Raw genomic sequence first — 11,228 nt, forward strand, 5'->3', positions numbered from 1 at the left:
GGTGGTTCGCCGCACCGGTTCTCGCCCCGCCCAGGGAGTGCCTGGTTGCTCCCTCAGTGGCATGCCCGCGCCGGAGGCACCTCTCGCCCGAAGGCCGGGGTCCTCGTGCCCCCGGAGGTGCGAACGCACGTCGGCACCTGCCTCTTACCTTGGTCGGGGACAAGAGGCAGGTGCCAGGGGTGCTCCGCGTGAGTCCAGCGGCTCTGGTGGATTCGCGGTTGAGCAGCCCGTCAGACCGTCAGCGGACGGTCCGTCGGGCGGATCGGGGCCGGCAGCGTCGAGGGACGGCCGGAGAGGTAGGAGTCCACCGCCTTGGCCGCGGAGCGGCCCTCCGCGATGGCCCAGACGATCAGCGACTGGCCGCGTCCGGCGTCACCGGCCACGAAGACTCCGTCGACGTTCGTGGCGAACTTCCCGTCGCGGGCAACGTTACCGCGTGCGTCGAGTTCGACGCCCAGCTGCTCCAGCAGGCCGTTCTTCTGGTCCGTGCCGGTGAAGCCCATGGCCAGGGTGACCAGCTGCGCCGGGATGGCCCGCTCCGTGCCGGGGATCGGCTCGAAGCGGCCGTCCCGGAAGACGACCTCGACCAGGTGCAGCTGCTGGACGTTGCCGTCCTCGTCGCCGGTGAAGTGGGTGGTGTTGACGGAGTAGACCCGCTCGCCGCCCTCCTCGTGGGCGGAGGTCACCTTGAACACCATCGGCATGGTGGGCCAGGGCTGGCCCGCCGGGCGCTCCTCGCTCGGGCGGGGCATGATCTCCAGCTGGGTCACGGAGGCCGCGCCCTGCCGGTGGGCGGTGCCGACGCAGTCGGCGCCGGTGTCGCCGCCGCCGATGACGACGACGTGCTTGCCCTTGGCCGAGATCGGGGAGTCGACGTAGTCGCCCTCCTGGACCTTGTTGGCCAGCGGCAGGTACTCCATCGCCTGGTGGATGCCCTTGAGCTCGCGGCCCGGCACGTTGAGGTCGCGCGCCGTGGTCGCGCCCGCCGCGATCACGATGGCGTCGAAGCGCTCGCGCAGCTGCTTGCCGCTGACGTCCACCCCGGCCTCGACGCCGGTGCGGAACCGGGTGCCCTCCGCGCGCATCTGCTCGACGCGGCGGTTGACGTGGCGCTTCTCCATCTTGAACTCGGGGATGCCGTACCGCAGCAGACCGCCGATGCGGTCCGCGCGCTCGTACACCACCACGGTGTGCCCGGCCCGGGTCAGCTGCTGGGCGGCGGCCAGGCCCGAGGGGCCGGAGCCGATGACCGCAACGGTCTTGCCGGACAGGCGGTCCGGGATCTGCGGCGCGACGGCGCCGTTGTCCCAGGCCTTGTCGATGATGGTGACCTCGACGTTCTTGATGGTCACGGCGTCCTGGTTGATGCCGAGCACGCACGCCGACTCGCACGGAGCGGGGCACAGCCGCCCGGTGAACTCCGGGAAGTTGTTGGTGGCGTGCAGCCGCTCGATCGCGCCGGACCAGTCGTCCCGGTAGGCCAGGTCGTTCCACTCGGGGATCAGGTTCCCCAGCGGACAGCCGTTGTGGCAGAAGGGGATGCCGCAGTCCATGCAGCGGCCGGCCTGCTTGGTGATGATCGGAAGGAGGCTGCGCTCGACGTAGACCTCGTTCCAGTCGCGGACGCGCTCCTCGACCGGCCGCCGCTCGGCGAGCTGCTTGGGCGTGGTGAGGAAGCCCTTCGGGTCAGCCATTGGCCGCCTCCATCATCTTCGCGGTGGTCTCGGACTCGGAGAGCCCGTCTCGCTCGGCGGCTTCCTTGGCGGCGAGCACTGCCTTGTAGTCGGTCGGCATGATCTTGGAGAAGCGGGAGACGCCGCTGCCCCAGTCGGCCAGCAGCTCGGCGGCCACGGTCGAGCCGGTCTCCTCGTAGTGCTGCTGCACGGTCTCGCGCAGCCACTCGCGGTCGGCCGCGTCGGGGGCCTCGATGCCCACCATGCCGCCGTTGACGTTGGCCGGGCGCAGGTCGAGCACGTAGGCGATGCCGCCGCTCATGCCCGCCGCCAGGTTGCGTCCGGTCTCGCCGAGGATGACGACCCGGCCGCCGGTCATGTACTCCAGGCCGTGGTCGCCCACGCCCTCGACGACCAGCGTCGCACCGGAGTTGCGGACCGCGAAGCGCTCGCCGGCCTTGCCGCGCAGGTGGACCCGTCCACTCGTCGCGCCGTAACCGATGGTGTTGCCGGCGATGACGTGGTTCTGCGCGTCGGCGCCGATGGCGGAGGCGTCGCGGGACGGCCGCACGATCACGACGCCGCCCGAAAGGCCCTTGCCGACATAGTCGTTGGCGTCGCCCTCGAGCCGCAGGGTGATGCCGGACGGGAGGAAGGCGCCGAAGGACTGGCCCGCCGAACCCGTCAGGGTGATGTCGATGGTGCCCTCGGGCAGGCCCGCGCTCTTGTAACGCTTCGTCACCTCGTGGCCCAGCATGGTGCCGACGGTGCGGTTGACGTTGCGCACGGGGAGCTGGATGCGGACGGCCTCGCCGCGCTCCAGCGCGTCCGCGGACAGCTCGATCAGCTGGTTGTCCAGGGCCTTGTCCAGGCCGTGGTCCTGCTCGACGACCCGGTGCAGCGGGGTGCCCTCGGGCAGCGCGGGCACGTGCAGCAGCGGGGCGATGTCGAGTCCGTTGGCCTTCCAGTGGTCCACCGCGCGCTCGGCGTCGATGTACTCGGCGTGGCCGACGGCCTCCTCGATGGAGCGGAAGCCCAGCTCGGCCAGGAGCTCGCGGACCTCCTCGGCGATGAACTCGAAGAAGTTCACCACGAACTCCGGCTTGCCGCTGAAGCGTTCGCGCAGCACCGGGTTCTGCGTGGCGACGCCGACGGGGCAGGTGTCCAGGTGGCAGACGCGCATCATGATGCAGCCGGAGACCACCAGCGGGGCGGTCGCGAAGCCGAACTCCTCCGCGCCGAGCAGCGCGGCGATGACGACGTCGCGGCCGGTCTTGAGCTGGCCGTCGGTCTGCACCACGATCCGGTCACGCAGGCCGTTGAGCAGCAGGGTCTGCTGGGTCTCGGCGAGGCCGAGCTCCCAGGGGCCGCCCGCGTGCTTGAGCGAGGTGAGCGGGGAGGCGCCGGTGCCGCCGTCGTGGCCGGAGACCAGCACGACGTCCGCGTGGGCCTTGGACACGCCGGCCGCGACCGTGCCGACGCCGACCTCGGAGACCAGCTTCACGTGGATGCGGGCCTGCGGGTTGGCGTTCTTGAGGTCGTGGATCAGCTGCGCCAGGTCCTCGATGGAGTAGATGTCGTGGTGCGGCGGCGGGGAGATCAGGCCGACCCCCGGGGTGGAGTGCCGGGTCTTGGCGACCCACGGGTAGACCTTGTGGCCGGGGAGCTGGCCGCCCTCGCCGGGCTTGGCGCCCTGGGCCATCTTGATCTGGATGTCGTCCGCGTTGACCAGGTACTCGCTGGTGACGCCGAAGCGGCCGGAGGCGACCTGCTTGATCGCCGAGCGGCGCTCGGGGTCGTAGAGGCGCTCCGGGTCCTCGCCGCCCTCACCGGTGTTGGACTTGCCGCCCAGCCGGTTCATGGCGATGGCGAGGGTCTCGTGGGCCTCCAGCGAGATCGAGCCGTACGACATGGCGCCGGTGGAGAAGCGCTTGACGATCTCGCTGACCGGCTCCACCTCCTCCAGCGGCACCGGCGGGCGCACGCCCTTCTTCAGCTCGAACAGGCCGCGCAGCGTCATCAGACGCTCGGACTGCTCGTTCACGCGGGCGGTGTACTGCTTGAAGATGTCGTACCGCTTGGTGCGGGTGGAGTGCTGGAGGCGGAAGACCGTCTCCGGGTCGAACAGGTGCGGCTCGCCCTCGCGGCGCCACTGGTACTCGCCGCCGATCTCCAGACGCCGGTGGGCGTTCTGGATGCCGGAGGCGGGGTAGGCCTGGGCGTGCCGGGCGGCGGTCTCCTTGGCGATCTCGTCGAGACCGATGCCGCCCAACTTGGTGGTGGTGCCCGCGAAGTAACGGTCCACCAGCTCCTGGCTGAGGCCGATGGCCTCGAAGACCTGGGCGCCGCGGTAGGAGGCGACGGTGGAGATGCCCATCTTGGACATCACCTTCAGCACGCCCTTGCCCAGCGCCTTGATCAGGTTGCGGATGGCCTTCTCCGGCTCGACGCCGGTGATGAAGGTGCCCTGCGCGACCAGGTCCTCGACGGACTCCATGGCCAGGTAAGGGTTGACCGCTCCGGCGCCGAAGCCGATGAGCAGCGCGACGTGGTGGACCTCGCGCACGTCCCCGGCCTCGACGATCAGGCCGACCTTGGTCCGCTGCTTGGTGCGGATCAGGTGGTGGTGCACCGCGGAGGTGAGCAGCAGCGACGGGATCGGCGCGTGCTCGGCGTCGGAGTGGCGGTCCGACAGGACGATGAGGCGGGCGCCGTCGGCGATGGCCTCGTCGGCCTCGGCGGCGATCTCCTCCAGGCGCTTGGCGAGCGCGGCACCGCCACCGGAAACCTTGTAGAGCCCGGAGAGCGTGACCGCCTTCAGGCCCGGCAGGTCGCCGTCCGCGTTGATGTGCACCAGCTTGGCCAGCTCGTCGTTGTCGATGACCGGGAAGGGCACGACGACGGAGCGACAGGAGGCGGCCTCGGCGTGCAGCAGGTTGCCCTCGGGGCCGAGGTTGGAGGACAGGGAGGTGACCAGCTCCTCCCGGATCGCGTCCAGCGGCGGGTTGGTGACCTGCGCGAACAGCTGGGTGAAGTAGTCGAACAGCAGCCGCGGCTTGGCGGACAGGGCGGCGATCGGCGAGTCGGTGCCCATCGAGCCCAGGGCCTCGGCCCCGGTCTTCGCCATGGGGGCGAGGATGACCCGCAGCTCCTCCTCGGTGTAGCCGAAGGTCTGCTGACGGCGCGTCACCGAGGCGTGGGTGTGCGCGATGTGCTCGCGCTCGGGCAGCGCGTCGAGCGTGATGGAGCCGGCGTGCAGCCACTCCTGGTACGGGTGCTCGGCGGCGAGGGCGGACTTGATCTCCTCGTCGTCGACGATGCGGTGCTCGGCGGTGTCGACCAGGAACATCCGGCCCGGCTGCAGCCGGCCCTTGCGGACGACCTTCTCCTGGGGGATGTCCAGGACGCCGACCTCGGAGGCGAGCACGACCAGACCGTCCTCGGTCACCCAGTACCGGGCGGGGCGCAGGCCGTTGCGGTCGAGGACCGCGCCGATCTGGGTGCCGTCGGTGAAGGTGACGCAGGCGGGGCCGTCCCAGGGCTCGATCAGGTTCGAGTGGAACTGGTAGAAGGCGCGCCGGGCCGGGTCCATGGTGGCGTGGTTCTCCCACGCCTCCGGGATCATCATCAGCACCGCGTGCGGCAGCGAGCGGCCGCCGAGGTGGAGCAGCTCCAGCACCTCGTCGAAGGAGGCGGTGTCGGAGTGGTCCGGGGTGCAGATCGGGAAGATCCGCTCGAGGTCGCCCGGGATCAGGTCGGTGGCCAGCTGGGACTCGCGGGCCCGCATCCAGTTCCGGTTGCCCTTGACGGTGTTGATCTCACCGTTGTGGGCGACGAAGCGGTAGGGGTGCGCCAGCGGCCAGCTCGGGAAGGTGTTGGTGGAGAACCGGGAGTGCACGAGCGCGATCGCCGAGGCGAAGGAGCGGTCGGACAGGTCCGGGAAGAAGGGCTCCAGCTGACCGGTCGTCAGCATGCCCTTGTAGACCAGGGTGCGAGCGGACAGCGACGGGAAGTAGACGCCGGCCTCGCGCTCGGCGCGCTTGCGCAGCACGAAGGCGATCCGGTCCAGCTCCAGCCCGGTCTTCTGTCCGGCGGCGTCCGCCACGAAGAGCTGGCGGAAGCGCGGCATGACCGAGCGGGCGGTGGTGCCCAGCAGGTCCGGGGTGACCGGGACCTCGCGCCAGCCGAGGACCCGCAGGCCCTCCTCGGCGGCGAGGGTCTCGATCTGCGAGACGGCCGCCGCGGCGGCGGCGTCCTCGTCCGGGAGGAAGGCGATGCCGACCGCGTACGCGCCCTGGGCGGGGAGCTCGAAGGCGACCTGGGCGCGCAGGAACGCGTCCGGGATCTGGGTGAGGATGCCCGCTCCGTCGCCGGAGTCGGGCTCGGAGCCGGTGGCGCCCCGGTGCTCGAGGTTCCGCAGGACGGTGAGGCCCTGCTCGACGATGCGGTGCTCGGCGGCACCGTTCAGAGAGGCCACGAAGCCGACGCCGCAGGCGTCATGTTCAAGGCTGGGGTCGTACATGCCCTGGGGGGCGGGACGCCCGTCCGCAAGCGCCGCGTAGGGACGGGGCGCGGGACGCGAGGACGCAGGCAGCATGGGCTCTCCCGTCGTCGTGATCAGCATGGTCTGTGTTCACATGCGCATCTGGGACGACGCTGGCCCGTCATGCGATTTCGTGCAGGTTACATGATGCCTAACATTCCACAAGGTGGATTTTCGAGTCCATGATGTGGACCGCAGGCGGTGCGAACCCAGGGTGCAGGCCGGACCGGGCATCCGCGACGTCTCACCGCCAGAGTCGGGGCGTGCGAGCGTCCTCGCAAGTCTGCCCGAATACCCCTGCCCTGAAACAGAGGGTTCACATGGCTGCACGGTGTGAGTAACACCACCCTTGCCTCCGGCCCCGTCAAGCGCCAATCTGTCGCAGGCTCCCAGGTCAGGGTGACAGTCCGGCAATGGCGCAGGACGGGTCAGCCGACGTGGGAGCCGATCAGATGGCCGAGGAGGAAGGTGATCCCGGCCGCCGCACCGCCGAGGGCGAGCTGCCGAAGACCGCTGAACCACCAGCTGCGCGCGGTCACCTTGCTGACCACGGCCCCGCACAGGAACAGGCCGACCAGCGCCAGCGCCAGGGCCGGCAGCAGCGAGGTCGCACCGAGCAGGTAGGGCAGCAGCGGAAGCAGTGCGCCCAGGCCGAAGGCCGTGAACGAGGAGACCGCCGCCACCAGCGGGTTCGGCAGGTCGTGCGGGTCGATCCCCATCTCCTCGCGGGCGTGCACCTCCAGCGCCTGCTCCGGGTCGCGGGTCAGCTGCTGCGCCACCTCGAAGGCGAGCCGGGGCTCGACCCCGCGCTCGACGTAGAGCTGGGCCAGCTCCGCCAGCTCCTCCTGGGGGTTGCGCTTGAGCTCCAGCCGCTCGATCTCCAACTCGGCCTGCACCAGCTCCCGTTGGGAGGCGACCGAGGTGTACTCGCCGGCCGCCATGGAGAAGGCACCGGCGGCGAGGCCGGCCAGACCGGTCAGCACCACGACGCTGCTGCTCGCGGCGCCGCCGACGACGCCGGACATCAGGGCGAAGTTGGACACCAGCCCGTCCATGGCGCCGAACACGGCGGGGCGGAGCCAGCCGCCGTTCACGTCGCGGTGGGTGTGTGCGTAGGCTTCGGCGGTCTCGGCTATGTCCTGGGCGCTCATCATCGTGGTCACATACCCGAAACTAGTGCGCCCGGGGATTTCATTCCAGCAAGCCAGTACTGCCTAACCTACCCTTTGACCTGCGAAGTTAGGTATTCCTTTCCTTATTCGGAGACGGCGGCAGCGAGGGCCGTGAGCTTTCCATCGGCCATTTCGTAAATGCTGTCCGCAGACGGCAGCAGCGACCGGTCGTGGGTGACCAGGACGGTCGCCGTGCGGTGCTCGTGGGTCACCTCGACCAGCAGTCGCATCACGTCCGCGCCGCGCTCGTGGTCGAGGGCGGACGTCGGCTCGTCCACCAGCAGCACGGCCGGTCCGGAGAAGAGCGCACGGGCCAGGTTGACCCGCTGGCGCTCGCCGCCGGACAGCTGGTGGGGACGGCGCCGCCGCTGCGCTCCGGTCAGGCCGACCCGCTCGAGCAGCGCCTCGGCGCGCGCCCGGGCCTCGCGGGGCCTGCGGCCGCGGAGATGGGCCATGGCCAGCAGCTGCTCCACCGCCGTGAGCGACGGGACCAGATTGGCCTGCTGGAAGACGATCCCGACGGACTCCCGCCGCAGCTCCGTCCGTTGACGCTCACTCAGGCCGCCTGTGTCCCGGCCGGCGATCACCACCCGGCCCGCGTCGGGACGCAGCAGCGTCGCGGCGACGGCGAGCAGGCTGGACTTGCCCGAGCCCGACGGGCCGACGACAGCCGCGAGTTCGCCCCGGGCGACCTCCACCCCGACGCGGTCCAGGGCGGTGAGGCGGCGGTCACCGTCCGGGTAGCTGAGGACGACATCGGCGAGGGCGAGGCTCATCGGGCTGCTCCGAGGGCGGTCAGGGGGTCGACGGAGGTGATCCTGCGGACGGCGAGCCCGGCCCCGAGCAGGCCGAGGAGCACCAGGGCGGCGAAGGGGACGGCGGCGGTGCCCGCGCCCAGCGTGAACGGCAGCCCGCCCGAGCGCGCCGCCGCTCCGGCGGCGAAGCCGAGCGCCGCGCCCAGGGCGCTGCCGCCGAGCAGCAGCACCAGGGCCTGGCCCAGGGCGTCGCGGACCAGGTAGCCGGTGGCGGCGCCGACGGCCTTGAGCACGGCGATGTCGGGGCCGCGCTGGATCGTCCAGACGGTGAAGAAGGCGCCGACGACCAGGGCGCTGACGGCGAAGAGGAAGCCCTGGATCATGCGGAGGCTGCCCTGCTCGGCGGAGTAGCCGTCGATGGCGGAGAGGGCGTCGGCGCGGGGCAGGGTGTGCGTGCCGGTGGCGGCGTCCAGCGCCCGGGCGTCGACGGGACCGAGGACGGCGAGGACGGTGGGGCGGCTCTGACCGGTGAGCTGCCGCCAGGTGGCGAAGTCCGTCCAGACCGTGGGCGCGTGGGCGTAGGAGCGCTCGTCCACGAGGGCGGCGACGGTGAGCGGCCGGCCCGCGAGCTGGACCCGGTCGCCGAGGCGGAGGTGCCGCTCCCGGGCGGTCCGGACGCCGACCGCGAGTTGCCCGGCGGTGGGCGCGCGGCCCTCACGCACGGGCGGCAGCAGGTCCGGTTCGGCGCCGAACAGGCTGACGGCGAGCGCGCCCTGAGTGTCCGTCAACCGGTTCATGGCCGCGCCGAGCGGCTGGGCGGACGCCGCCGACTGCCAACGGGCCTGCTGCTGGAGGCTGAGGGAGCTGCTGCTGAAGGCGGGCGGGCCGCCGCTGTCGCCGAAGACGAGCTGCCGGGCGGGGAGCTTCGCGACGGCGGCCGAGGCGGCGTCGGAGAGGCCGCCGGTCAGCCCGAAGAGGAAGACCACGAGCGTCGTGATCAGGGTGACCACCACGCCGATCAGGGCGAAGCGGCCCCGGGCGAAGCGGAGGTCGCGCAGGGCGAGGTACACGGGAGGGAACTCCTGAGGTCGAGGCCGACGGCGGGACGTACTCCACCGTCGCCGGTCGCGGGCTGCCTGCCATCAGGGAGAGGAGTGGTTCCCGCATCAACCGAAAGGTGGATGTGGACAACTGCGGAACGCCTGGTCGGGGCACGTAGGGTCGAGGGCATGAGCCGCACCGTCGAACCCCCCGAGCACGCCGCCGAGACGCGCGCCCTGCGCGTTGTCCGGCTGGCGCTGCACGTGCTGTTCTACGTGCTGCTCGCCATCGGCCTGGCCACCGGGTCGGGCAGCGCCCTGGGCTGGGGGCTGGGCGCCGCACTCGCCGTCACCTATGCCGTCGGCGGTCTCGCGGGGCGGCGGCTGCCGGTGCCCGCCGGGCTCTGGCTGGCCCTGCTCTGCCTGCTCTGGATCCTGCTGGTGCTGGCCGAGCCGAGCACCGGGTACGTCGCCTTCCCGCTCTACTTCCTCTGCCTGCACCTACTGCCCCGCCGCTGGTCCGTCCCCGGCGTCGGTCTGCTGACCGCCGCGGTCGTCGCCGCTCAGGCGCAGACGGGCGGCGGGCTCACCGCCGCCAAGGTGATCGGCCCCTGCGCCGGCGCGCTGGTGGCCCTCCTCACCGCCTACGGCTACCAGGCGCTGTATCGGGAGAGCGGCCGCCGCCAGCGCCTGATCGAGGACCTGATACGCACCCGGGACGAGCTGGCCGCGTCCCAGCGCGAGGCCGGCCGGCTGGCGGAGCGCCAGCGCCTGTCCCGCGAGATCCACGACACCCTGGCCCAGGGCCTGTCCAGCATCGTGCTGCTGGCCCGCACCGCCTCCCCGGCCGACTACCCGTCCCGCCTGCGCGAGATCGAGGAGACGGCCGCCGCGAACCTCGCCGAGGCCCGGCGCTTCGTCGCGGACCTGCGTCCGGTGCAGCTGGAGAACGTCAGCCTGACCGAGGCGCTGCGCCGCCTCGCCGCGGGTGCCGATGTCGAGTTCCGCCTGGAGGGCGAGCCCGTGCCGCTGCCGGTGGAGGCGGAGGTGGCGCTGCTTCGGCTGGCGCAGGAGGCGCTGGCCAACGTCCGCCGCCACGCGAAGGCGGAGCGGACCGCGGTGACCCTGGCCTACCAGGACGACGAGGTGACCCTCGACGTCTTCGACGACGGCGTGGGCTTCGACCCGCAACTCGTGCGCCCGGGTGAGCACTTCGGGCTGCACGGGATGCGCCAGCGGATCGGTGAGCTGGGCGGCGGTGTGAGCGTCGAGTCGGCCCCGGGCGAGGGCACGGTCGTGGCCGCGTCCCTGCCCGTCGCCGCCCGGGAGGTCTCGTGATCCGTGTGCTGCTGGTGGACGACCACCCCGTGGTCCGCAAGGGACTGCGCGCGTTGCTGGACGAACTCCCCGGCGTGGAGCCGGTGGGCGAGGCCGCCGACGGCGCGGCGGCCCTGCGCCTGCTCGCGGAGCGGGAGGCGGACGTCGTGCTGATGGACCTTCAGATGGGCCCCGCCGACTCGACGATGAACGGCGTCGAGGCGACCCGCCGGATCGCGGCGCTGCCCGATCCGCCCCGGGTGCTGGTGCTCACCACCTACAGCACGGACGCCGACATCCTCGCCGCGGTGGAGGCCGGCGCCACGGGCTACCTGCTCAAGGACGCCCCGCCGGAGGACCTCGCGGCCGCCATCACGGCGACGGCCAGGGGCGAGACGGTCCTCGCCCCGCCCGTGGCGGCCCGCCTGCTGGGGCGCGTGCGCGCGCGGCACCCCGCCCTGTCGCCGCGTGAGCAGGAGGTACTGGGGCTGATCGCGGAGGGCCTGAGCAACCGTCAGATCAGCCGCCGGCTGATGATCAGCGAGGCCACCGTGAAGACCCACCTGGTCCACCTGTACGACAAGCTGGGCGTCACCAACCGCTCCGCCGCCATCGCCGCCGCCCTGCAGACCGGCCTCATCCGCGCCCGTTAGGGGCCGTCCGGCGGATGGTTCGGGCGGCTCCGCAGGGGACCTGCGTCGTTCCTCCCCGCCTTCCCCGGCCTTCGG

At 71.9% G+C, this 11,228-nt stretch carries 7 protein-coding genes; 2 read left to right on the forward strand and 5 right to left on the reverse strand.

Translation table 11 applies throughout. The annotated features are described in order from the left end of the window. Positions 1 to 230: 230 nt before the first annotated feature. From ACFP3V_RS30475 to ACFP3V_RS30495, 5 genes are all read right to left on the reverse strand, one after another. Positions 231 to 1,694 (reverse strand): glutamate synthase subunit beta, encoded by a 1,464-nt coding sequence (locus ACFP3V_RS30475; protein ID WP_380590619.1) that lies wholly within the window; start codon positions 1,692 to 1,694, stop codon positions 231 to 233. Then, positions 1,687 to 6,270 carry a glutamate synthase large subunit gene (gene gltB / locus ACFP3V_RS30480; RefSeq protein ID WP_380590622.1) on the reverse strand — a complete coding sequence of 1,528 codons (4,584 nt, stop codon included), beginning with the start codon at positions 6,268 to 6,270 and terminating at the stop codon, positions 1,687 to 1,689. The genes ACFP3V_RS30475 and gltB overlap by 8 nt, the downstream gene beginning before the upstream one ends. Positions 6,271 to 6,644: 374 nt before the next feature. Continuing rightward, positions 6,645 to 7,367 carry a VIT1/CCC1 transporter family protein gene (locus tag ACFP3V_RS30485; RefSeq protein ID WP_380590657.1) on the reverse strand — a complete coding sequence of 241 codons (723 nt, stop codon included), beginning with the start codon at positions 7,365 to 7,367 and terminating at the stop codon, positions 6,645 to 6,647. A gap of 104 nt (positions 7,368 to 7,471) precedes the next feature. Next, positions 7,472 to 8,164, reverse strand: coding sequence for an ABC transporter ATP-binding protein (locus ACFP3V_RS30490; protein ID WP_380590625.1), 693 nt, complete (start codon positions 8,162 to 8,164; stop codon positions 7,472 to 7,474). Continuing rightward, positions 8,161 to 9,213 (reverse strand): FtsX-like permease family protein, encoded by a 1,053-nt coding sequence (locus tag ACFP3V_RS30495; RefSeq protein WP_380590628.1) that lies wholly within the window; start codon positions 9,211 to 9,213, stop codon positions 8,161 to 8,163. Before ACFP3V_RS30495 ends, ACFP3V_RS30490 begins: the two co-directional genes overlap by 4 nt. 159 nt (positions 9,214 to 9,372) lie before the next feature. Here ACFP3V_RS30495 and ACFP3V_RS30500 point away from each other — a divergent pair, with 159 nt between their 5' ends. Further along, positions 9,373 to 10,521, forward strand: a complete 1,149-nt coding sequence (locus tag ACFP3V_RS30500) for a sensor histidine kinase (RefSeq protein ID WP_380590631.1) — start codon at positions 9,373 to 9,375, stop codon at positions 10,519 to 10,521. After that, positions 10,518 to 11,153, forward strand: coding sequence for a response regulator (locus ACFP3V_RS30505; RefSeq protein ID WP_380590634.1), 636 nt, complete (start codon positions 10,518 to 10,520; stop codon positions 11,151 to 11,153). The genes ACFP3V_RS30500 and ACFP3V_RS30505 overlap by 4 nt, the downstream gene beginning before the upstream one ends. Positions 11,154 to 11,228 lie beyond the last annotated feature (75 nt).

It is taken from the genome of Streptacidiphilus monticola, assembly GCF_042658505.1.
Classification (GTDB): domain Bacteria; phylum Actinomycetota; class Actinomycetes; order Streptomycetales; family Streptomycetaceae; genus Streptacidiphilus; species Streptacidiphilus monticola.

Excerpts from the sequence above, each read along its gene's own strand:
- ACFP3V_RS30500 (WP_380590631.1), top strand. The coding sequence starts at position 9,373 with ATGAGCCGCACCGTCGAACCCCCCGAGCACGCCGCCGAGACGCGCGCC.
- ACFP3V_RS30485 (WP_380590657.1), bottom strand. The coding sequence starts at position 7,367 with ATGAGCGCCCAGGACATAGCCGAGACCGCCGAAGCCTACGCACACACC.
- gltB (WP_380590622.1), bottom strand. The coding sequence starts at position 6,270 with ATGCTGCCTGCGTCCTCGCGTCCCGCGCCCCGTCCCTACGCGGCGCTT.
- ACFP3V_RS30475 (WP_380590619.1), bottom strand. The coding sequence starts at position 1,694 with ATGGCTGACCCGAAGGGCTTCCTCACCACGCCCAAGCAGCTCGCCGAG.
- ACFP3V_RS30490 (WP_380590625.1), bottom strand. The coding sequence starts at position 8,164 with ATGAGCCTCGCCCTCGCCGATGTCGTCCTCAGCTACCCGGACGGTGAC.